Source organism: Hymenobacter metallicola, from assembly GCF_004745645.1.
GTDB lineage: Bacteria > Bacteroidota > Bacteroidia > Cytophagales > Hymenobacteraceae > Hymenobacter > Hymenobacter metallicola.
Genome location: NZ_SRMB01000005.1, coordinates 285720 through 308143, shown reverse-complemented (window position 1 = coordinate 308143; position 22424 = coordinate 285720). Strand labels below are relative to the sequence as shown.

14 protein-coding genes are annotated in these 22424 nt (G+C 62.7%); 10 read left to right on the top strand and 4 right to left on the bottom strand.

The features are described from left to right. Nucleotides 1-33 precede the first annotated feature (33 nt). Both E5K02_RS22020 and E5K02_RS22015 read right to left on the bottom strand, forming a co-directional pair. Nucleotides 34-3609, bottom strand: coding sequence for a hypothetical protein (locus E5K02_RS22020; RefSeq protein ID WP_135398027.1), 3576 nt, complete (start codon nucleotides 3607-3609; stop codon nucleotides 34-36). Between the two features lie 312 nt (nucleotides 3610-3921). Next, nucleotides 3922-7467 (bottom strand): fibronectin type III domain-containing protein, encoded by a 3546-nt coding sequence (locus E5K02_RS22015; protein ID WP_135398025.1) that lies wholly within the window; start codon nucleotides 7465-7467, stop codon nucleotides 3922-3924. A 241-nt stretch (nucleotides 7468-7708) separates the two neighbouring features. Between E5K02_RS22015 and E5K02_RS22010 the strand changes: the two genes are divergently transcribed. The 3 genes from E5K02_RS22010 to E5K02_RS22000 all read left to right on the top strand — a co-directional run bounded on the left by E5K02_RS22010 (nucleotide 7709) and on the right by E5K02_RS22000 (nucleotide 11928). Then, on the top strand, nucleotides 7709-8485 hold the full coding sequence (locus E5K02_RS22010) for a hypothetical protein (RefSeq protein WP_135398023.1): 777 nt from the start codon (nucleotides 7709-7711) through the stop codon (nucleotides 8483-8485). A gap of 380 nt (nucleotides 8486-8865) precedes the next feature. Further along, on the top strand, nucleotides 8866-10407 hold the full coding sequence (locus E5K02_RS22005) for a bifunctional GNAT family N-acetyltransferase/carbon-nitrogen hydrolase family protein (protein ID WP_394346427.1): 1542 nt from the start codon (nucleotides 8866-8868) through the stop codon (nucleotides 10405-10407). A gap of 303 nt (nucleotides 10408-10710) precedes the next feature. Then, a complete protein-coding gene (locus E5K02_RS22000; RefSeq protein ID WP_135398019.1) occupies nucleotides 10711-11928 on the top strand; it encodes a PAS domain-containing sensor histidine kinase in 1218 nt (405 codons plus the stop codon). 180 nt (nucleotides 11929-12108) lie between these two features. Here the strand turns inward: E5K02_RS22000 and E5K02_RS21995 are convergent, their stop codons facing one another. Continuing rightward, on the bottom strand, nucleotides 12109-12444 hold the full coding sequence (locus tag E5K02_RS21995; protein WP_135398017.1) for a DUF1294 domain-containing protein: 336 nt from the start codon (nucleotides 12442-12444) through the stop codon (nucleotides 12109-12111). Nucleotides 12445-12860: 416 nt separating this feature from the next. Between E5K02_RS21995 and E5K02_RS21990 the strand changes: the two genes are divergently transcribed. Together E5K02_RS21990 and E5K02_RS21985 are read left to right on the top strand one after the other, a co-directional pair. Further along, nucleotides 12861-13592: an SDR family oxidoreductase gene (locus E5K02_RS21990; RefSeq protein WP_135398015.1), complete on the top strand. Its 732-nt coding sequence runs from the start codon at nucleotides 12861-12863 to the stop codon at nucleotides 13590-13592. A gap of 247 nt (nucleotides 13593-13839) precedes the next feature. Next, nucleotides 13840-15846 (top strand): DUF4394 domain-containing protein, encoded by a 2007-nt coding sequence (locus E5K02_RS21985; protein WP_135398013.1) that lies wholly within the window; start codon nucleotides 13840-13842, stop codon nucleotides 15844-15846. Between the two features lie 172 nt (nucleotides 15847-16018). Here E5K02_RS21985 and E5K02_RS21980 read toward each other — a convergent pair whose 3' ends face one another. Beyond that, nucleotides 16019-16741 (bottom strand): RDD family protein, encoded by a 723-nt coding sequence (locus E5K02_RS21980; RefSeq protein WP_135398012.1) that lies wholly within the window; start codon nucleotides 16739-16741, stop codon nucleotides 16019-16021. A 246-nt stretch (nucleotides 16742-16987) separates the two neighbouring features. Here E5K02_RS21980 and E5K02_RS21975 point away from each other — a divergent pair, with 246 nt between their 5' ends. The 5 genes from E5K02_RS21975 to E5K02_RS21955 all read left to right on the top strand — a co-directional run bounded on the left by E5K02_RS21975 (nucleotide 16988) and on the right by E5K02_RS21955 (nucleotide 22381). Beyond that, nucleotides 16988-17938 carry a stage II sporulation protein M gene (locus E5K02_RS21975; RefSeq protein ID WP_135398011.1) on the top strand — a complete coding sequence of 317 codons (951 nt, stop codon included), beginning with the start codon at nucleotides 16988-16990 and terminating at the stop codon, nucleotides 17936-17938. 16 nt (nucleotides 17939-17954) lie between these two features. Next, on the top strand, nucleotides 17955-18929 hold the full coding sequence (locus E5K02_RS21970) for a hypothetical protein (protein WP_135398009.1): 975 nt from the start codon (nucleotides 17955-17957) through the stop codon (nucleotides 18927-18929). A gap of 54 nt (nucleotides 18930-18983) precedes the next feature. Beyond that, entirely contained in the window at nucleotides 18984-19784 is an 801-nt protein-coding gene (locus E5K02_RS21965; RefSeq protein ID WP_135398007.1) for a DUF4129 domain-containing protein, read from the top strand. Between the two features lie 14 nt (nucleotides 19785-19798). Beyond that, nucleotides 19799-21175 carry a DUF4350 domain-containing protein gene (locus E5K02_RS21960; RefSeq protein WP_167856538.1) on the top strand — a complete coding sequence of 459 codons (1377 nt, stop codon included), beginning with the start codon at nucleotides 19799-19801 and terminating at the stop codon, nucleotides 21173-21175. A gap of 165 nt (nucleotides 21176-21340) precedes the next feature. Further along, the gene (locus E5K02_RS21955; RefSeq protein ID WP_135398003.1) at nucleotides 21341-22381 is read left to right on the top strand and encodes an AAA family ATPase; all 1041 of its coding nucleotides are present in this window, start codon (nucleotides 21341-21343) and stop codon (nucleotides 22379-22381) included. Nucleotides 22382-22424: the final 43 nt, after the last annotated feature.

Sequence of the window (22424 nt, the reverse complement as noted above, 5' to 3'; positions counted from 1 at the left end):
CCAGCGGGCCTTTTAGTTGGCAAAGCTCGAAAGCTACTGCACCACAACGCGGTATACGGGCAGCGGCTGCCCGTCGGGCAGCCACAGGCGCAAGAGGTAGAGGCCCGGGGCCCGGCCCGTGGTGGGCAGTGCCAGCTCTCCAGCCACCGGCGCGTACTGCGCCGCCGCGGCCCCCGGGAGCTCCTGCCCTTGAGCGGTAAGCCACTGGGCCCGCACGGCGGCCGGACGCGGCAAGTCAGCCGGCAAACGCAGGTGCAGCGCCTCCCCGGCCGCTACGGGGTTGGGCCAGGCACTGCCAGCCGCCCGGCCCGCGGCCCCGCGCGTGGGCAGGGATACCGCACTTTGGGCGCAGAGCGTGAACGAGACTTTGCGGTTGTCGCCGGCGCCGCCCTGGTTTGCCACGGCCAGGTAGTAGGGCTGGCCAGGCGTCAGGTTGTCGAACAACACCGTACCCAGGGCCCGGGGCTCTACTGTCACGGCTTGGCTGGCCTGGCAGCTTACCAGCTCCAGGGCTTCCGCGCAGGCACCACCGGGAGTTGCCAGCTTATAGAGCCGGGCCTGCCCTACGGTCACGTCGTCGGTGCGCAGGAAGAAGGCGGAGCTGGTGGGCACCACCCGGTACCAGACATCATACACGGTTTCGGCGCTGCAGTTGGGCACGGCCAGCCCCAGCCCAGGATTAATGCGGCTCGGAGTCGCCCCGAACAGGGTGCCCACCACCGGCTGCGTGCACTGCCCACTGGCGCTGAGCGGCAGCGGCAGCGCGTCGCAAGGCTCATCGTTCAGTGCGACGGTGAGACAAAAGCTGAACTGAGTCAGGGGCTCGGGGTTGGTCAGGGAGCTGTAGAAGCGCACGTAGTAGGTTTGCCCGGGCGTGAGCCGGTTATAGCTCAGCCCCGGCCCCACCAGCTGGGCAAAGGGCCCCCACTGCTGACTTTCCAGGATGCGGGCCGCCCGGGTGGTCCCGTCGCGCAGCTCAATACCGCCCTGCATCATGTGGAGCTGATTCTCGCCGAGCCAGAGCAGGACGCTGGAGTAGCTGCGCCCACCCGTAGCCGGGGGCGCCACAAAGGAAAACCACACGTCCCGCTCGGTCCAGGCCGAGCCGCCCGCGGCCGGGAAGCTGGGGGTTGCCCCGTCCAGGGTAAAGGCCACGGGCGAAGCGCAGGGCTGGGCCGTGGGCGACACGGCTACCGGCACGGCCGCGGCCGGCTCGTCGTTTGCCGGCGCCGCCCAGGTGTTCAGGCTGAGCTCGAAGCTATACTTGCCCGCCGGCCGGGTGGCCGTCGGAGCGGCCAGCGGAAATGCCCGTACCCAGTACGTCTCCCCGACGCTCAGGCTGGTCAGCAGCAGACGGGCCGGCAGCGGGGGCTTCTCGCCCACGTAAAACCGGCCGTAGAGCGGGTCTTCGGCGTGGGCCACGGCGCAGGCCAGGCGCTGCACGGGGGCGCCGGGGGCGCAGGGCGAGCCGGCGGTGGTGCGGAGCACTTCCAGTACGGCATCCGAGGTTGCATGCAGCTGCAGGGCGTGGGTGGTGCTGGTGGCCGTAAACCGGTACCAGACGTCGCTGGCCGCGGCGGGAGCGGTGTAGGGGTTCGTATTGCTGCGGGGCGCGTAGCACAGCGTGGCCGGCGGCGCCAGGCCCGACGCCGTAGCGCCGTTGAAGGTGCCCGTGGCCCCCACGACCAGCGGCGCCGTGACGGGCAGGACTACCGCCCCAGCGCACTCATCATTGATCGGAATGCCGGGGGGCGCACTGACGGCAATAGCAAAAGCAGCGTCAATCAGGTCAACAACCTCCGACGCATTATACACCCGCAGGTAATAGGTGGCCCCCGTGGTCAGCCCCGTCAGGGCGAGGCGGCCTAACTTGCCGGCTTCCACCGTGATACAGTCCCGGTAGCTGGGCAGCACGCTGGTACAGGACGAAAGAACGTCGACCCCGGCCGTGAAAGCCGGGCGCAGCTGCACCTCCGCTGCTGGCCCGGGGGCCACGAACTGGTAAAACACGTCCCTGGAGTTGTCGGTGGTACTGGCGCTGCACGACCCGGTGCCAAACAAGCCCAGGTTGCTGGCCGTGGCGTGGCGCACCGTGCCGGTAGTGCCGGGCTGGCTGCCCGGAACGGGGTCTACCGGTAGCACTTGGGCCGTAGTGCAGTTGTCGTTGGCCGGGGGCGTCGTGTTGTGGCCCAGCACCGCCAGCTGGAAGGAGTAGTGCTCGGGCCGCAGCGGATATATCCGGATAAAATAAGGCTGCCCCACGGCCAGGGAGCCGACCACCAGCGGCGCGGCGGCAGTGTTCAGGCCGCAAAACAGGCTTCGCGAACTGGGGCCGTACCCGTCGCGCACGTCGACTACGTAGGGTTCCTGCGCGGTATAGCCCTGCATAACGAGCTGGTGGCTGGCCTCGGTGGCCCGGAAGGCGTACCAGACATCGCGCACGATTTCGGTGGGCGTGCCGCAGGCAGCCGTGGCCGGCAAGGAAGTGGAGGCGTCGGCGCACCGGCCGCCGGTCAGCTGGGTGTAGCGCACCGAGCCCAGCACCGGCACCCAGATGGCGCGGCTGCCTTCGTCGTTGCTGGGCGGGGTGTAGGTGCGAAACCGGCCCCGCGTGCTACGGGTAAGCGCGGTGCTCGTACCGCAGTCGACCTCCACCAGAAACTCATAGTCGGTGGAAGGCAGCAGGCCGGTCAGCTGGGCCGTATCGCCGGGCAGCACGGGCGCTACCTTGTCGGCGGCGCTGCCCAGCACGAAGCCCCGGGGCCCGTAGTGCACCCGGCGGCCCACGTCCAGGGTGCGGTCGAGCACCCAGTCGACGGTAGCCGTGGTGTGGGTCAGGCGCCGCAGCTGGGGCGAGGTAGCCACCGGGCAATCAGGGATGGTGTTGGGGCTGGGCGTAAACCGGTAGAGCTGCCCGCCGGCGGGCTTGAGCAGGGTGCCCTCGTAGTTGCTGGGGTTGAGTTGCGGACTGGCGCCCAGGTCGCTGAGCATAATGTAGTTGACCGTCGACGAATACGGCCCCGTGGTGAGGCCGGCCCGGGCCTGGGCCATGGGCGTGGAGCTGCTCACGCTGCCCGCTTCGGGCCGGTAGCTGAACTCAATCCGGTTGGAGCCCTCGTAGAGCCGGGCCTGGAACGACACCACCGCCTGGGTGGCCTGCTTGTCCCAGCGGAAGTCGCGCCACTCCATGGTAAACACCCGGTTGGGCGCCGTGCCGGTCGTTTGGTAGAAGGCCCGGCCGCCGCTGCCGCTCAAATCGGCCCACAGCGGCGCAATGGTTCTGCCGCTGCCCGCCCCGCCCAGGTAGAGCGAGGTAGAATACGGAATGGCAAACTGCACGGGCGTCGGGGCCAGGCTCAGCCAGCCGTTGGAGCTGACGCCGGCCTTGGTGAAGAACTGCCCGTTCATGACAAAGCTAAAGCCCAGCGGCACGCCATTGACCACGGCTTCGTCGGCTTCCAGGTCGGGCAGGCGGGTAGCCCCGGTGCCGAGCGGCAGATAGGTGCCCGCCTGGGCCTGAAACTGGTATCCCAGCAGCTGGGCCCGGGCCGGGCCGCCCGCCACGAGTAGTATTCCCAGCAGTATAACCCAACAGTAGTTTTTCCTCATATAGTCCGTGTTAGAAGGGCCCCGACGGGGATAATTGGCTTGAAAACAGCCCTAAATGTACGCACTCGGCCCCCATTGCCCGGTCTCCCCGGCCGGATAAATATACCTCCCGGCCCGGGCTTCTACCGTTCAGCTTCCCGAGCCGGTACGCCCGGCTCTTTTCCGGTGGTGCCCCGGCCGGTCAGCGGGTCATTCCGGCGGCGGGCGTACCCGCCAGGCTGGGCCCGTGGCCTTCCTGATTTGGATATAGCCCAAACCAACAGGGCCGGCGGAAATCCGCCGGCCCTGCTTTATAGTCGTCAAGCCTTGGTCTTACTGCACTACAATTCGGTGCACGGGCAGGGGCTGGCCGTCGGGCAGCCACAGGCGCAGCAGGTAGAGCCCCGCCGCCCGGCCGGCGGTGGGCACCTGTACCTGCCCCTGCCCTACCGGCAGCTCCCCGGCGCCCGTAGCGGGCAGGACTTGCCCCAGGGCCGAAAGCCATTCTACCCGCACCTGGGCGGCAACGGCCAGGTCGGCCGGCAGCTGCACGCTCAGCAGCTCCCCGGCCGTTACCGGGTTGGGCCACACATTCAGCTGCGGCTGGGTTGTGGCCGGGCGCGTGGGCAACGTCAGGGCGGTTTGGGCGCAGAGGGTGAAGGGCCCAGTCTCTTCGTAGTAGTTGTCGCTATTCGAAACCGCCAGGTAGTAGGGCTGCCCCACGGTTAAATTATCAAACAGGACGGTGCCCAACCCCCGGATTTCGGCCAGGCCCGCCCGGCTGCTCTGGCAACTGATTAGCTGCATGTTTCCGTCGCAAGTGCCCGCAGTGGGCAGGTACAGCCGAGCCAGGGTAATCGTTTTATCGTCGGTGTGCAGCGTAAAAGCGGGTGTGGCAGGTACTACGCGGTACCACACGTCCCTAATAGTGCCTTTGGGCGGGCCGCAGTTCGGAATCAGCGCATGGACGCCAGTATTCAGGCGGCTTTCCCCGGCCCCGTATGTGCTGCCCTGCACGGGTTGCAGGCAGTGTCCCCCGGCACTGATGGGCAGCGGTAGGGCCGAGCAAGGATCATTGTTGACATCTACCGACAGGCAGAGGCTCATGCGGGCAAAAGGCTCCGGGTTGGGCAGGCTGCTGTAGAGCCGCAGGTAGTAGGTCTTGCCCGGAGTCAGGCCAGAATAAGAATCGCCCGGCCGGAGTGCCATCAGCGCGCGGCCCCAGGATTGGGAAGAATAAACGAAGGAGTTGACATTAGGGCCGTCCCGAAACTCCATTCCTCCGTCTTGCAAGTGTTCCTCATTTTCGCCCAGCCGCAGAATAACGCGCGAAGTGGTGTGGCCCGCCGGGGCGGGTGGCGCCACAAAGGAAAACCACAGGTCGCGCTTTTCGCTCTGCGTAGTGCCCGTAAAGGAAGGTGTGGCGCCGTCGAAACTAAACTCAACCCGGGTGCTGCAGGGCGACAGAGACGAAGCCAGCGCCACTAGCTGCGCATTCTGGGGCTCGTCGTTGCCGGGGGTCGTCCAAGTGTGCAGGCTTAGGTCGAAGGAGGCCTCGCCGTCGGGCGTGCGGGCAGTGGGTTCCGTTACTTGAAATACCCGCACCCAGTACGTAGTGCCCACGACCAGGTTAGGAAGCAGCAGGCGAGCGGGCAAAGGCGGTCGAGTGGTGGCGCCGTCGATGATGGGGCCAATGGGGCGGGCCATGGCGCAGCCCAGCCGCTGCACCACCGCCCCGCTGGCGCAGGGCGAGCCGGCCGTGGTTTGCACTACTTCCACTACCGCATGGCGCGTGGCGTTCAGCCCCAGTACGTGGGTGGTAGCCGTCGCCGTAAACTGATACCAGACGTCGCGGGCACTGCTGGGCGGCGTATACCTTTCGGGAGCAAAGCTGGAGGGCGCCGCGTAGCACTCCGAGGTCGGCGGCTGCAGCCCCGAGGAGGTAGCACTCAGCAGCGTGCCGCTCACGCCCACTACGCCCGTTGGCGTAAGCGGCAGCGTTTGGGCGCCGCTGCACTCGTCGTTGGCCGGGGCGGGCGCCAGGCTATTCACGGCAATGGTAAAGCGGGCGTCGGTCGGGATATGGATTTCCCAATTGCGGTTATACACGCGCAGGTAGTAGGTAGCCCCGGGGGGCAGGCCGGCCAGGGATAAGCGGCCCAAGCGGCCGGCCTGTACGACAATACAGTTCGTGGATAAGGAGGTGCCGCTGGTGCACGAGCTAAGCACTTCAACGCCAGCCTCAAACGCCGGCCGAAACAGTACCTCCGCTGGCCCACTGGGCATCACAAACTTGTAAAACACGTCCTTGGATTCATTGCCATTGGCACAGGCAGCATACCCATCGCCGCTTCTGGGTGTCGCGTAGCGCACCGTGCCGGGGGTAGCCGGCAGGGCCCCCGGGCCGGAGGCCACCGTCAGGAGCTGGGCGGCTGAACAATCATCGTTTGGGGGAGGTGGCAGCTGGCCCGGCAACACGCCTACCGTAAAGATAGCAGGTGCCGCCAAGGTGTAAACCCGAACGAAATAGGCTGCCCCCACAACCAACGAATTAACCCGAAGCGGGGCGGTGTTGGTGCCACAGGCCAGAGCACGGGAACTGGAGCCGTACCCATTGCGCAGCTCTACTACGTGCGTGTCGCCCGGCCCCGCATTAAGCAGGATCTGATGACTGGTGCTGGTAGCCCGGAAAACGTACCAGACGTCGCGCACGGCGCCCGTAGGAAGGATACAGGTGCTGTTGGCGGGCAAGGAAGCTGAGGCATTCAGGCAAGTACCCTGGGTGAACAGGTTTTGCTTTTCGACCTCAATTACCGGCAGCCAGAGCGCACTGCTGGCCTCGTCGTTGCTGAGGGGCGTGAAGGTCGAGAAGCTGGTGCGACGGGTGCTGGCCGGGAAGTTGGCGGCCCCGCAGTCGGTTTCGATGAAGTACTCGTAGGCCGAAGCAGGCAGCAGGTCGGTCAGCTGGGCCGAGTCGCCGGGCAGGCCGGGGGCAATTTTTTCGGCGGCGCTGCCCAGCACAAACCCCAGGGGGCCATAATGCACCCGCGGCTGCCCGCCCGGCCAGTTGTTACCCAGCACCCAGCTCACGCGGGCCGTCGTGCGCCCTACCCGGGTTACGGAGGAGGATTCCGGTGACTGGCAGCTCAGATACCGGTTCGGCCGATACAGGAACTCGTACTGTTGCCCGTTGGCCGGCTTGATCAGGGTGCCGGGGCCCGGGCTGTAGCTATACGGCCGGGGAGCCTGCCCCAGGTTGCTGAGCACATGACGGCCTTCGTCTCGGGTATTAAGCCCGGCCCGGGCCAGCGCCAGCGGCCCCGTGTTGCTCACGCTGCCCGCCTCGGGGCGGTAATTAAATTCTATCGTCCTTTCTCGCTCATAGAGCCGGGCCTGAAACGAGACTACCGCCTGCGGGGCCTGCTTGTCCCAGCGGAAGTCGCGCCACTCCATGGTGAATACCCGGTTGGGCGCCGTGCCGGTCGTTTGGTAAAACGCCCGGCCCCCGCTGCCGCTCAAGTCGGCCCACAGCGGCGCAATGATATTCTCGGCGTTAACCACTCCCATAGAAACCAGTTGCTCCGAACTGGGCGTGGGGTCTGACACGGGCAAGGTGGAAAGCGCCATCCAGCCGTTCGACGAAACGGCCACTTTCGTGTAGAAGCGGCCACCCATGACAAACGTGAAGCCCAGGGGAATGTCGTTCACAATAACCTCATCGGCTTCAACGGCCGGCAGCCGGGTGGCGTCGCTGCCCAACGGGACGTAGGTCCGGGTTTGGGCCCGAAACTCATACCCGCTGACCTGTTGGGCCTGCCCCGGCCGGCTGGCGATACACAGGAGTAGTAGGATGATACACCAGGAGTAATTTTTCTTCATGCACTAGATAGTTGATCCAGCTATATGCTGGGGTTGCAGTAGGTTGTAATCTCAAAAGTACATTCCGGCCGCAAGCTCCTCCGGTTTATTTTTATCACCCTGCCCCGGCTGAAAAGCGGCCATTTTATTTCGGGGGCTTCCCGACTTTGCGCTTACCTTGCCCCTTCGCACCCGTACGGGCGGGTGCGCTACCATCCCAGCCGCCTTGCCATCCTTGCCACGCCTCCTGTTACTGGGCTGCATGCTCCTGCTGCTGCACCTGCCCGCCCGCGCCTCCCAGGTGGTGGTGGGCCTCGTTTCGAAAAACCTGCTGGTCTGGGACGTCTGGGAAAAAGACCAGCAAAAGCTGACCCACCGCCTGCTGCTGCACAGCAGCGCCGCCCAGGCTGTGCCGGTGGAACTCCGGTTGCGGCAGTACCAGCAACTGAATAGGGTACCGGCACCCAGGGGGAAAGTAGTGTTTCGGGGCCAGCTGCACCCCGGGCGGCTCACGCAGCTGCCCTACCCCAAGGCCCCCACCGGGCACGACTTCCTGGAGGTTTTCGAGAACGGCCGCTCGGTGGGCCTGCTCGAACTCAACAGCCGCCGGCCCGCGGCGGCCCTGGTGCAAAACGACCTGCGCTTCTACACCAACTCGGGGGCCAATGGCGGGCCCCTGGACTACTGGCTGGGGTTTGAGTCGCTCTACGCCGGGCCTTCCCGCCTGGTTTTTCACCGCTTCCAGGGCCACGCCGAGGAATATGAGCTCGTGCAGATCAAGCCCGGCCTGGATACCCTTACTCACCGGCCCGCCAACCTGGATTCCCTGGCGGCCTTCGACCCGTCCATTCTCCGCCTCGATGCGGCCCACCCCCAGACCCAGACTTCCCGGCCCGCTGCCGTGGGTATGCTAACCCTGGAAACCGAGATGCTGAGCCAGTCCTTCTACTACGACGAGCAGAAAAACAAGCACCCGCAGCGGCAGTCCAGTGGCGGCTCTAGGCGGTTTATTCCGGTCTTCACCAAACCCGGGACCTAAGGCGGCCCGGGGCCGGTACGGCACGTTTCGGGGGGCCGCGTTGTTAGGTCCTCACCCTTTGCCCAAGCGCGTAAACCGAGCCCGACAGCGGCTGGTTGTTACGGCAGGCAGGCGGGCGGGGCCGCCAAAACCACCCCACAACCGTACACAGGCCGGCCCGAGCTCAACCCAACGGGCCGCATTTGAGTATTTTTGCATACATCCTTCCCCTGATTTATATGGCCACTTCTGCAAATGGCAAAACGAGCGGCAGCCACGCTAAGAAAGTTTCTGCTGATAAGCCGGCAACTCCGGAGTTGCTGACGCCCACCGCCGTACCGGCCCACAAGCTGGTATTGCGCACCCTGCGCCGCTCCGATTTCAAGGCGGTAAAAGGAATTATGGACAAGGTGTACTCCAATATGGAGGGCGCCTGGTCGGCCGAGGAGTTCGGGGCCCTGATTCGCAAGTTTCCCGAGGGCCAGATCTGCATCGAAGACAATGGCGTGGTGGTAGCCGCCGCCCTGGCCATCATCGTGCAGTACTCCGACTTCGGCGACCGGCACACCTACGCCAAGATTACCGGCCACGGCAAGTTCAACACCCACAACCCCGACGGCGACACGCTCTACGGCGTCGACGTATTCGTGGACCCCGAGTACCGCTCACTGCGCCTGGGCCGCCGCCTCTACGACGCCCGCAAGGAGCTCTGCGAAAACCTTAACCTGCGCGCCATGGTGGCCGGGGGCCGGATTCCGGGCTACGCGGCCTACGCCAACGAGATGACGCCGGCCAAGTACGTGGAGATGGTGCGCAACAAGGAAATCACCGACCCCATCCTCACCTTCCAGCTCTCGAACGAGTTTCACGTCCGCAAAATCATTCGCGGCTATTTGCCCTACGATTCCGAAAGTAAGGCCTTTGCTACGCTCCTGGAGTGGATCAACGTGTACTACGAGGAGGAGGAAAAGCTGATCGGCAACCAGAAAAGCAACGTCCGCATCGGCATCGTGCAGTGGCAGATGCGCGCCACCCGCTCCCTGGAAGACCTGTTGCAGCAGATGGAGTTCTTCGTCGATACCGTGTCGGGCTACAAAGCCGACTGCGTGATGTTCCCCGAGTTCTTCAACGCCCCGCTGATGGCCCTCACCAACGAGGACTCGCCGGCCGTGGCTATTCGGGCTATGGCGGCCTTCACTGAGCCCATCAAGGCCAAGATGATGGAGCTGGCCGTGAGCTACAACATCAACATCGTGGCGGGCTCCATGCCGGTGTACGAGGACGGCAAGCTGCACAACGTGGCCTACCTCTGCCGCCGCGACGGCACCGTGGACGAGCAGTACAAGCTGCACGTAACGCCCGACGAGGCCTCCTACTGGGGCATGCGCGGCGGCGACAAGCTCAAGTGCTTCGACACCGACTTCGGCAAAATCGGCATCCTGGTGTGCTACGACGTGGAGTTTCCCGAGCTGGCCCGCATGCTCTCGGACGAGGGCGTGAAAATCCTGTTCGTGCCCTTCTGGACCGACACCAAGAACGCCTACCAGCGCGTGCGCATCTGCGCCCAGGCCCGGGCCATCGAAAACGAGTGCTACGTGGCCATTACCGGCTCGGTCGGCAACCTGCCCCGGGTCGAGAACATGGACATTCAGTACTCGCAGAGTGCCGTGTTCAGCCCCTCCGACTTTGCCTTCCCCCACGACGCCATTGTGGCCGAGGCTACGCCCAACACGGAGATGACCCTGATTGCCGACCTCGACCTGGATTTGCTCAAGGACCTGAACACCAGCGGGGCCGTGCGCAACCTGCGCGACCGGCGCAAGGACCTCTACTCGCTGAGCTGGACGATCAAGAAGTCGGACCGCGACGACGAGTTGCTGGCCCAGGGCACCGACGAGCGTCATCCCCGCGTGAGCAAGCGCAAGGCCATTGCGGCCGGGTAAATCTGCTTAGTAACTCAGCTGAAAGGCTCCGTACCTCATGGGTGCGGAGCCTTTCAGCTGAGCTAGCCGCCCGTAGTGTGAGCCAGGGCCTCCATGCCAGTAGATGGGCATGCGCAGCAGTTCAGGAACAGGAGCGTCTATTATGCGGCGGTTATTCATACCTCTTCCTCTCCTGGGTGAAGCCCCCTTACCGCCTCGCAACCTCCGCTGTTGCGCAGCAAAAGCTTACCTACGCCGTGACCGGGCCAACGGCTTTCTGTACCTTACCGCAACCTCTACTCTATTTGCCGCTTCCCCTACGCTATGAAATCGGATGCCGAGTACCGCTCCCTGGAAACCGAGCTACACTCCCTGCGCGCAGAGCTGGACTGGATGCGGGCGGAACGCGTCGATAGGGCGGCGCACCAAGCCCTGGCCAACCAGTACCACGCCAGCCAGGTCCGGTTCCGGACGGTGTTTGAAAATTCGCCGTTCGGGCAAAAAATCATCGGCCCGGACCTGGTCATCCGGCAGGCCAACCGGATGGTGCTGGACATGCTCGGATGCACCCACCTGGACGAGGTAGTGGGTCACCAAATCCAGGAATTTGCCCACCCCGACTATCAGGCCGACTGGCGCTTTTTGCAGGAGCGGCTCTGGGCCCGCAAGCTGCCCCATTTCACGCTGGAAACCTGCCTGGTGCGCACCGACGGGTCGTCGTTCTGGTGTCAGGTCACCTCGATGCGCTTTCCCGACGGGGAGGCAGGCGAAGAGTTGGGCTTTACGCAGCTGGAGGACATCAGGGACCGGAAGGCGCTGGAGCTGTCCCTGAAGCGCCTCTACGATACGCAGGAAACCATCGTGCACTTGGTCAGCCACGACCTGAAGGCGCCCATTGGCCACATTCAGCTGCTCACCGACCTGCTCCAGCGCCAAGTGGACGCGGCCACGCTGCCGACGGAGAACGTGCCGGATACGGCCCACTACCTGGCCCTCATCCGGCGGTCCTGTGCCGATGCCTACAAGCTGCTGCAGGACGTGCTGCTGCTGGGCTCCCTCGAAGCGCGGGACCTGCGCAAGCAGCCCACCAACCTGAACGCCCTGCTGGTAGACCGGCTAGCGGCGCACCAGCTGGCTGCCCACGAAAAAGGCTTGAGGCTGGCCCTGGACTTGCCCCCGCAACCCCTGCACGCCAACCTGCACGCCAACCTGCACGCCGACACCTTCGGGCGGGTAGTGGACAACCTGGTCAGCAACGCCCTGAAGTTTACTCCGGCTGGGGGCTGCGTAACGGTAGGACTGCAAGAACACGAGCACCGGGTGCTGCTAACGGTCCAAGACACGGGTATCGGCATTCCCGAAGCGCTACAGGCCAGCTTGTTCGAGAAGTTCAGCCCGGCCGCCCGCACCGGCGTGGGCGGGGAAGCCAGCACGGGCCTGGGCCTGTTCATCACCTGGCAGATTGTGCGGCAGCACCAGGGCAAGATCTGGGTAGAAAGCCAAGAGGGTCAGGGCACCTGCTTTTTCGTGGAGCTACACTGAAGAAAACGTACTCCGCACTGTCGAAAGGCGAGATAAGCCACGGTTGCCATGATGGCTACAGTTCAACTACAGGGTCGTTTTCTTCCCCTGGCGAATGACCACAGCTGCGCTTCGGCTTAGGAACTCCCGGTACTTGACTTATGCAGGGCCCGGTTCCCCGCATGCAGCCGTTTAATACTGCTACAACGGCGCCCGGAAATAGGGCAACGCGCAATAGAGCACTGCGCCTTGCAGCAGCGTCAGCAGCAGGGTAATGCTCCAGAAAGCGGCTTTGCGGTTTTTATGATGGAGCAGCAAAATGGCCGCCCACGCGCCGGGCGCCGCGCCGGGCAGCGTGGCGAGGTGCAGCGTTTTTTCGGCAATGCGCCGCTGGTTCCGTTGGGCTTTGCGTTTATCCAAGGCGAAAAGCAGAAAACACAGCAGATTGAAAAACAACAGGCAGCTCAGAAGTAGTGTCATGGTGTAGAAGGCGGGCGTTGCAGGTTCGGCCGGGGTGGCCGCTGCAGGGGTTTGCACCGGCGAGGTGGGTTCAACAAGGGCGAGGCAGACGAGATACTAGCTAGGTTGGTCAACGAAGAGTGCCTCAACGGGGCCACAAGGTATTGAACTGCGAGCAAGCAAAAGGTCGGCTAGCCGGAATAACGGGCCCACTGTTCCCCGTTTCCGGCGTACCCGGGCCGCAGGAGTTTTGCCCCGGCGTAAAGTTAGCCGCCGTCAGAACCCGCCACGACGCCCTACCGGCAGAAGGCCAAGCCGGCAGGACTCGGCTGGTTACTATTTTGCGGGAAAAGCCGGTCGGGAACGTTCCCGACCGGCTTTTTTGCGCTGGCCAGCGTCAACCACTCAAAAACCGGCTTTTATTTACCTAAACTTCCGGCCGCAAATCAGTTCTTTCCTGGCTTGGCCAGGGCCTACTAAAGCTCTCCACCCCTATGAAATCTGTCCTCATTACCGGTGCCAACCGCGGCCTGGGCCTCGAACTTACCCGCCAATACCTGGAGCGCGGCGACCAGGTCTTTGCCGCCACGCGCCAGCCCGACGCCGCCACCGACCTGCAGGCCCTGGGCCAGCAGCGGGAAGGCCAGCTCGTGGTACTGCCCCTGGACGTGACCAGTGCCGACTCCTTGGCCGCGGCCTACGCCCAGGTAGCCGCCGCCACCGACCACCTTGATATTCTGATTAATAACGCGGGCATTCTGCCGGGCCATCCCGGCTCGGGCATCGACGACCCGTCCGAAACCCAAAAGCTGGGGCAGCTGCGCTACGAGGACGCTATGCAGGTATTTGGCACCAACGCCGTGGGTCCGCTGCTGGTCACCCAGCAGTTTCTGCCCCTGCTCAAGGCCCGCCACAAAAGCCGGGTGGTAAGCTTGTCATCGGGCCTGGGCTCGTTGGAGCTCAAGGCCTCGGGCAGCCACTACCACTACAGCGCCAGCAAGGCGGCCATGAACATGTATATGCGCACCCTGGCCGCCGAGGCCGGGCACTACGGCATTATCTCCATTATGGTGGACCCGGGCTGGATGCGTACCGACATGGGCGGTACCGGCGCGGCCCTACCCGCCGCCGACTCGGCCCGGGGCATCATTCGCCTCACCGACCAGCTGCACGCCGAGGAAAACGGCAGCTTCGTGACTTGGCAGGGCAAGCCCGTGGCCTGGTAAACCACCGCATCTGCATCTACTACTCTGTTTCCAACAAGGCGGCTCTCCCCAGGGGCCGCCTTGTGTGTTTTAGGCTACTGCCGCCCCAGGGGCCGAAGCGGGCAGAACGAAGTTTGGCACATTTTCTTGTGCTCGGAAGTAAAAAACAGACGAAAACCAATCCATAACCGGACACAACCCCGTAGAGGTGTTACCGGTCAGCTTACTACTGCCGGTGTCTCATCCACAATTATCTTTCATTTAGTCCATGAGCACAAACTCTACTCCCCGAAAAGGCTCTTTTCGCACTGCCCTGCTGGGTTTAACAGCCCTAGCTTTCTCTATCGGTACCGCCCAGGCCCAAACCGTATATGGCCTCTCCTCGGTAGAAGGCACTACTGCCGCTTCCCTGGTATCGTTCAACCTGGGCGGGCTCAATACCTCCACGGCCACTCCCGTTTCCACCCGGATAACCATTACCGGCATTACCAGTGGCCAAACCCTGGTTGGCCTCGACTCGCGGCCCAACACGGGAGAATTGTTTGCCCTGGGGTATAATGCTACCACCCAGCAAGCCCAGCTCTACATCATCAACCGGACCTCGGCCGCCGCTACCGCCGTAGGCTCGGCCCTGACCCTGAACCTGGGGACCGACCTGAAGCGCATCGGCTTCGACTTCAACCCCACCGTGGACCGCATCCGGGTGACGTCGAGCAACCGGAATAACTACCGCCTCAACCCCGTGAACGGAACTCTGGCCGCTACCGACGGCACGCTGGCCTACGCCACAACCGACGTAAACGCCAACCAGACGCCTTCCGTGGGCTCGTCGGCCTACACCAACAGCTACATCGGCGCCTCGGCCACCACGCTCTACAACATCGACGAGCAGAACAACCGCCTCGTGACGCAGGTGCCCCCAAACAACGGCACGCTCAACACGGTAGGCTCCATCAACATCAGCTTCAGCGGCCTGCTAACCTACAGCGACCTGGATATCCGCTTCAACCCCACCACGGCCCTGAACAACGCGGTACTCAGCGTAACGGACCCAAGCGTTGCCAACCTGGAGACCCGCCTCTTCAGCCTGGACCTGGCCAATGGAGCCACCACGCTGGTAGGACGCCTGAATACGGGCTCGGCAGAACAGGTGACCGACATCACCTTTGCCATCGACCGGCCGGCCACCTTGCCCGCCATTACGGGGCAGCTGGTATACGGCCTGGCGGGCACCAACCTGATTTCCTTCGACTCGGCCCAGCCCAGCCTGATTCGGGCCGCCGTGGGCATTACCGGCGTTGATGCCAACCAGACGCTGGTGGGCCTCGACGTGCGGCCCCTGAACAACGCACTGTACGCCCTGGGCTACAATGCCACGACCCAAACCGGCCAGCTCTACACCATCAATGCCGCTACCGGCGTGGCCACCCCGACCAGCGCGGGCATTGCCCTGGCCCTGGGCACGGGTAGCATCAGCTTCGACTTCAACCCCACCGTGGACCGGATTCGGGTGGTGGGTGCTAATCGCAACAACTACCGCCTCAACCCCGTGAACGGCACCCTGGCCGCTACCGATGGGCAGATAACCTACGCTTCGGGCGCCAACACGCCCACCACCGGAGCCGTGGCCTACACCAACAGCTTCACGGGCGCCAATGCTACGAGCGGCACGACCCTGTACAACTACGACGAAGTGCTGAACGTGCTCAGCACCCAGAGCACGGCCAACCCACCCGCCGACGGGCAACTGACGCCCGTTGGAAGCTCCGGCTTTACGGCCAATACCAACCCGGCCAACGTGGACCTGGATATCTACAGCACCGGCGTAGGCGTAAACACGGCCTACATGGTGGCAACTGTCGGCACGTCGGCCAACAGCACCTTCTACACCGTAAACCTGGGCACCGGAGCCGCCACTGCCGTTAGCACCATCGGTAACGGTATTACCGTGCGCGACATTGCCGTGGCTGCCGCCACCGGGGTGGCCACCGGCACCCGCGACCGGGACGATCTGGCTTCGGGTCTGGGCCTGTATCCGAACCCCGCCGTGGCCGAAGCCAACATTGCCTTCACCCTACCCCGCCCCGCCCAGGTAACGCTGGTAGTAACCGACGCCTTGGGTCGGCAGGTAGAAAGCCGCAACGTGGGTACGCTGGGAGCTGGCGCTCAAAGCATCCGCTGGAGCAGCGCGGCCCAACGTCAGGGCATCTACTTCTTCACGCTGCTGCTCGATGGGCAGGCCGCCGGCACCCGCCGGGGTGTTATCCTCAAGTAACGGCTCCGTCCGTAGTTAGTACAGAAAAGCTCCTTCAAGCATCTTGAAGGAGCTTTTTTCTTTTCAGGCGTGCGCCCAGGGTTGCGGTAGAACCAGCCACAGCTTGTTTTAAAACAGCCAGACCCGCCCTTAGAGCGGGTCTGGCTGTTTTAAAACAAGCTGTGGGGCAAGCCTAGCTGCCCGTAGCCGCCAGGTGGGCATGGTCGCGCAGGATAGTGCGCAGGAAAGCTTCGTCGGCCAAGTCGGTCTGGATACCGGTCAGGGACTTCACTTTGTTGGCCACCTCGTTCAGCAGCAGGTAATTGTCGCGCTCCAGACTTTTGGCCAGCAGCTGCCGAATAGTGGCCACATCGTGGTCGGCCAGCTGTGCAGCCTGCGGGAAGACCACCACGTAGTTGGCATCCGTCATGGGTGGGGCCAGGGCGCCGGCGCCTTGCCGGGGCCGGGTACTGACGACAGAGGTACCGGCGGCCAAGTCGCCGATGCGCTGGCCGCGGCCGTTGGAGAGAATCACTACTATAGCAATCAGACCGCCAAAAAAGCCCAGGTCAACGATGCGCAATATCCAGCGCAGCAGGTAGTCGCCCACGCGGGGGCGGGTCCCATCGAGGCGGATTACCTTGATGTCGCGCGCCCGTTTGCCCAGGCTCTGGCCGTTGAGGAATATTTCACAGGCCAGATGGTAAAAGACAAAGGGCACGCCCACCAGAAACACGCCCAGAAATGGCATCACCGCGTCATCTATTCCAATAGCGGCCAATAGGCCCATACTCACTACTGCCCAGCCGAATAGGATGAGGTTGTCGATAATGGTGGCCACAATACGTTCCCCGACACTGGCTACCTCGTATTCGAGGGTCACGTTCTGCGTGGTGTGGATGCGGATGGTACTCATAGCAAAAGGCGTTGGCAACAGGATAAATCGAACTAAAACCCGAACAAGAAGCTCCAATGACGGAATTTAGTCACTAGGTATGCGCATCAGGTCGGAAAAATTACCAATCTTCGCAACACCACCCTGCGCGCAAGGTCGTGTTTGGGCGGTCGGGTCTTCTGCGTGCAGTAGTCTATGCCCGCCCGTGTTGCTGCTCTAGCTCACCCATATTTACGGCTGTTTCCAGCTCTATACTTAGCTTATTGTATGCGTGAGGCGGTTTTTCTGCGACAAAATGAAGCCAAGTGGCGGCGCTACGAAACCCAGCCGCCGGCAGGCCCCGATGAGCTGGCCGCCCGCTTTATCGAGCTGACCGACGACCTGGCTTATGCCCAGACCTTTTACCCCACTTCGGCGACGACCCGCTACCTGAACGACCTGACGGGCAAGCTGCACCAGGCGCTTTACAAGAATAAGAGCGAATCGACGACCCGGTTTGGGGATTTCTGGCAGCAGGAGCTGCCCTTGCTGGTAGCCCGGCACCACCGTACCCTGGCCTGGTCTCTGGCCTTGTTCACCATCTTCACCCTTATCGGGGCCTTGTCGGCCGCCTACGACGACACGTTTGTGCGCGTGGTCCTGGGCGATGCCTACGTGAACCGCACCATCGAAAACATCGAGCGGGGCGACCCTATGGCCGTTTACAAGGGCATGAACGAGGCGCCCATGTTTTTGGCCATCACCGCCAACAATATCTACGTGGCCCTGACGGCCTATGCCCTAGGGGCCACGCTGGGGCTGGGCACGGTCTGGGCTTTGTTTCATAATGGTGTGATGCTGGGCTCCTTTCAGTATTTCTTCTACCAAAAAGGCGTGCTACTGCCGTCGGTGCTCACCATCTGGATTCATGGTACGCTGGAAATATCGGCCATTATTCTGGCCGCCGGGGCGGGTCTGGTGATGGCACGCAGCCTGCTGTTTCCGGGCACCTACTCCCGCACCGACTCCTTTCGCCAGGGTGCCCGCGACGGGCTGAAGCTGGCCCTGGGCCTGGTACCCATCTTCGTGGTTGCGGGCTTTCTGGAAGGCTTCGTGACGCGCCACACCGAGATGCCCGCCCTGCTGAGCCTGACCATCATCGGCACTTCGGCAGCTTTCATTATCTGGTACTTTATCCTGTATCCGCGGCAGCTGGCCCGGCGCGCTTCTTCCTTCTAATTGCCTTTCTTCACCTATGCAGTCTACGTATACCCACACCGCCGATTTGCGCCAGGAGCGGGATTTCGGCAAGAAAATCGGCGCGACGTTCGAATTTATTGCCGCTCACTTTCGCCCCTTGGGCAAATGCCTGCTTTACTTCGTTTTGCCTCCTGCCCTGCTCATGGGCGTAGGCCTCGGGCTCGTGACCAACGTTATCTGGAATGAGGTGGGCAAAAGCATCAATAATGCCGCCCAGGCCGGGAGCTCACCCGACTTTTTTACTCCGGTTTACTTTTCCGGTTTTGCCATAGCCGCCCTCAGTGGCCTGATAAGCTTTATTCTGCTGCTGGTCACGGTGTATTCCTACGTGCGGCTGGTGCTAGTGCACGAGCAGGTGCCTACGCCGGCCCAGGTGTGGCAGGATATCAAGAGCCGAATCGGACGCCTGATTATGGCCTTCATGTTTCTGTTCGGCATCTACATTATGCTTATTGCCCTTGTCACCGGCCTGACGGCCCTCAGCGACTCTTTTGCCCTGTTGTTTGTGGTACTGTTCCCACTGATTATCTACATCATGGTACCCTTGTCGCTGTATTTTCCGGTGCTGTGGCTTGAAGAAGGCGGCGTGTGGCAGGCCCTGCTGCGCTGCTTTTACCTGATAAAAGGCAAGTGGTGGTCGACGCTGGGGCTGCTCTTCGTGGCCGGCATGATTCAGAGCATGCTGTCTATGCTGTTTGCCCTGCCCCAGTACGCGGTGCTATTTGGCAAGATGCTCAAGATTCCCGGCCTCGAATCGGACGTGTTTGGGGTCATTACGCAGTGCCTCTTTGTGCTGGGCATCATGGTTACCTACACCATTCCGCTGCTGGCCATTGTGTTTCAGTACTTCAATCTGGTGGAGCGCCGGGAGGGTCTTGGGCTTCGCTCCTTGGTCGACAGTATCGGCCAGGGCCCGGCGCCGGTAGCTTACAACCAAGCCTACCGCCCCGATGACGAAGGCGAGTACTAAGCCCTGCTAACCGTATCTTGCCCGGCCGCGGCCCAATGGCCACCCCTGGTTCTAGTGCTTCCTATTCCGCTGGTTTTGGTTATCATCTCCCTGCTTATTCGTCTGCGCCGGCTTAGCTGCCTGCTAGTGCTGTTGGTGGCCCTGACGCCCGCCTGGAGCAAGCCCAAGCCCAAGCCTCAGGCCGACCTGACCGTGCGCCCCCTGCCGGCCGACCGCACGACCATCGTGTCCTTGCGTCGGCCGGCCGAACAGCAGCTGCGGGAGTTTCGGGCGCAGCGGGAGTTTCAGTACGTCGAAGTCAAGAGTGAGCACAGCGCCTGGGATTTGTTCTGGGCCCGGGTGTGGCAATGGTTCAGCAGCTTGCTGGCAACCCGCGGGGGGCGCATCATGTGGGAATACGGCATTTATGCCCTCTTACTGATTGGGTTCGTGTTTGTGGTGCTGAAACTTATGCAGGTGGATATTACCCGGGCCTTTGGCCGCGCCCCGCGGCGCTCCTCACTGGCCTATGATACCACCACTGAAGACATTCATACCCTGGACTTTTCCGCCTTGCTGGCCGAGGCCGAGGCCACGGGCAATTACCGCCTGGCCGTGCGCCTGGGATATCTGCAGGTGCTCAAGCAGCTCACCGACCAGGGCCTGATTCAGTGGCAGCCCGAAAAAACCAACCACGACTACGTGCACGAGCTTGGTGCCAGCTCCCTGCGGCCCCCGTTTCGGGAGCTAACCCAGCAGTTTGAATACGTGTGGTATGGCGAGCAAAACGACTTGTCGGCGGCGCAGTACGCCCTGGCCCGCGACGCCCGCGTGGCCTTCCAACGGCAGCTGGCCTCTACCCGTCACGCCGCGTAGCGCCTATGAAGACCATGACGACGTTTCGTTGGTATCTGCTGGGGTTGGTGCTGCTGTTCGGCGCTTACGTGGCCGTGGAGTACTACCGGCCCAAACCCCTGAACTGGGAACCTACCTTCGAAAACAAGGACAAGATTCCTTACGGCACCTATGTTCTCTACCAGGTATTGCCCGAGGTGCTGGGCGTCAGGGCGCGCGACGTGCACGCGGTGCGCCTGCCCATTTACAGCTACCTCGAAGGAGAAGAGGAAGTTACGCCAGAGTCGGCCAGCCAGCTTTACCAGGACGAGGCCCAGACGGCAACTTCGGATAGCACGCTGGCTGCGGCGCCGGCCCCGCCCGATTCAGCCCAGCTAGCCGCCGAGGATGACTATGCCGCGGGCTTGGCTGAATCTGATTACCCAAAGGCCTCCTACCTGTTTGTCAATGACGAGTTCGAGCTCAGCTCGGCCGATACCCGGGCGCTGCTCCGCCACGTAGCGCGCGGCAACGACGTGTTTATTGCCGCCGAGCAGTTCAACTCCCAATTTGCCGACACGCTGGGTTTCCGCACGGCCCCCTTCGTGGGTACGCCCCGCCTGAAAGGCCCAGCCAAAGCGGCGGGTTTGCAGGACTCGGTGCAGCTGCGCCTGAGTAATCCGCGGCTGGCGCGGGCGGCGGGCGGCACCTTTCGCCTGCCGACGCTGGGAGCCGCCTACCGCATTCTGCCCGACAGCGGCCTGCAAGCCACCCAGCTAGCCGCCGATGAGAAGGGCCGGGCCGTGCTGGTACGCATTCCACATGGCCGAGGCCAACTCTACCTCTGCTCGGTACCTTTGGCTTTCACCAATTATTTCGTACTCCGGCCTCCTACCAGCAACTTTGCTTTTGCTGCTCTTTCGTATTTGCCGGTCGGTCGGCCGGTGTGGTGGGACGAATTTCAGAAGCAGGGCCGACAGGGGGAGCAATCCTTACTGCGGGTGCTGCTGGCGCACGACGCCCTGCGCTGGGCTCTTTATCTAAGCTTGGCCGGGGCCATACTTTTCATCTTGTTTGAGGCCAAACGTCGGCAGCGTGTCATCCCGATTCTACGACCCTTGCCCAACACGACGCTGCTTTTCACCCGCACCGTGGCAGGCTTGTACCAGCAGGGCGGTAATCATGCGCTGATAGCGGACAAAAAAATCGGGTTGTTTCTGGAGTTTCTTCGCACCCGGCTGCACGAGCCCAGCCTGGACTTGGATGAAGCAGAGGCCCGGGAAAGGCTGGCTAGTAAGACCGGTTTGTCCCTGGCCGAAGTAGAATTGCTGGTGCGGCGCATTAATTTCATTCGCACCTCCCGGCAGGTATCCGATAATGAACTGCTGTTGCTGAGTAAGGCCTTGAACGACTTTCGCAAAGCAATGGCTTAAACTAATTGCACTCTGGTTAGTAGTTGAATTTTACCATTTTGTAACTTTTCTAATAAAGCCGTTTAAACAGAATGAAGCGCACTAATAAGCGAGTATATAGCATTTCTAATTAAATAATTCCTGCCTTCATTTTCGACACCGCCTGCCGTTTGCTCTTCACCTTATATGGAAAATAACTCACCCCTGCCCTTCTCCGCTGCCGACGATGCGGCCCCGGAAACCGGGGCCGCAGCTACTTCGGCTTTTGCTCCGCGTACCGACCTGAGTGGCCTGAGCCGTCATGCGGAAGCCATTCGTCAGGAGCTTAGCAAAATCATTGTGGGGCAGCACGCGCTGGCTGAGTTGCTGCTCACCGCTATTCTGGCCGATGGGCACGTGCTGCTGGAGGGAGTACCGGGGGTAGCCAAAACACTCACGGCCAAGTTGCTGGCCCGTACCCTGGCCGTGTCGTTTAGCCGCCTGCAGTTCACCCCCGACCTGATGCCCTCCGACGTGTTGGGCACCTCGGTTTTCCTGCCCAATAAGTCGGAGTTTGAATTTCGGCCCGGCCCCATATTCGCCAGCATCGTGCTTATCGATGAAATCAACCGGGCCCCGGCCAAAACCCAGTCGGCCCTGTTTGAGGTGATGGAAGAACGCCAGATAACCCAGGATGGCACCCGCTACCCCATGACCGACCCGTTCGTGGTGCTGGCCACCCAAAACCCCATTGAGCAGGAAGGAACTTACCGCTTGCCCGAAGCCCAGCTCGACCGGTTCTTGTTTAAGCTGAACGTGGGCTACCCCACGCTGGAGGAAGAAGTGGCCATTTTACAGGGGCACCACAGCGGCCTGGGCGGCACCTCGCTCGAGCGGGTTCAGGCCGTCCTCACGGCCGACGACCTGCGCCAGCTGCGCGCCCAGGTACAGCGCCAGCACGTCGAGCCCAAGCTGCTGGAATACATTGCCCGCCTCGTGGGCCAAACCCGGGCTCACAAAGGCTTGTACCTGGGGGCCTCCCCCCGGGCTTCCCTGTCCTTGCTCAACGGGGCCAAAGCCCTGGCCGCGCTGCGGGGCCGCGACTTTGTAACACCCGAGGACGTGCAGTATTTGGCCCCCCACGTGCTGCGTCACCGGATTCTGCTCACGCCCGAGCGTGAAATGGAAGGCCACACGGCCGATGATGTTGTACAGCAGATTGTGCAGCAGATTGAGGTACCGCGCTAACTGCTTCACGTACCCTTCAGCCGAGGAGCAGTCCTGGGCCGGT

Excerpts from the sequence above, each read along its gene's own strand:
- E5K02_RS21960 (WP_167856538.1), top strand. The coding sequence starts at position 19,799 with ATGACGACGTTTCGTTGGTATCTGCTGGGGTTGGTGCTGCTGTTCGGC.
- E5K02_RS21955 (WP_135398003.1), top strand. The coding sequence starts at position 21,341 with ATGGAAAATAACTCACCCCTGCCCTTCTCCGCTGCCGACGATGCGGCC.
- E5K02_RS22005 (WP_394346427.1), top strand. The coding sequence starts at position 8,866 with ATGGACAAGGTGTACTCCAATATGGAGGGCGCCTGGTCGGCCGAGGAG.
- E5K02_RS22000 (WP_135398019.1), top strand. The coding sequence starts at position 10,711 with ATGAAATCGGATGCCGAGTACCGCTCCCTGGAAACCGAGCTACACTCC.
- E5K02_RS21990 (WP_135398015.1), top strand. The coding sequence starts at position 12,861 with ATGAAATCTGTCCTCATTACCGGTGCCAACCGCGGCCTGGGCCTCGAA.
- E5K02_RS22015 (WP_135398025.1), bottom strand. The coding sequence starts at position 7,467 with ATGAAGAAAAATTACTCCTGGTGTATCATCCTACTACTCCTGTGTATC.
- E5K02_RS21970 (WP_135398009.1), top strand. The coding sequence starts at position 17,955 with ATGCAGTCTACGTATACCCACACCGCCGATTTGCGCCAGGAGCGGGAT.
- E5K02_RS21975 (WP_135398011.1), top strand. The coding sequence starts at position 16,988 with ATGCGTGAGGCGGTTTTTCTGCGACAAAATGAAGCCAAGTGGCGGCGC.
- E5K02_RS21985 (WP_135398013.1), top strand. The coding sequence starts at position 13,840 with ATGAGCACAAACTCTACTCCCCGAAAAGGCTCTTTTCGCACTGCCCTG.
- E5K02_RS22020 (WP_135398027.1), bottom strand. The coding sequence starts at position 3,609 with ATGAGGAAAAACTACTGTTGGGTTATACTGCTGGGAATACTACTCGTG.
- E5K02_RS21980 (WP_135398012.1), bottom strand. The coding sequence starts at position 16,741 with ATGAGTACCATCCGCATCCACACCACGCAGAACGTGACCCTCGAATAC.
- E5K02_RS22010 (WP_135398023.1), top strand. The coding sequence starts at position 7,709 with ATGCTCCTGCTGCTGCACCTGCCCGCCCGCGCCTCCCAGGTGGTGGTG.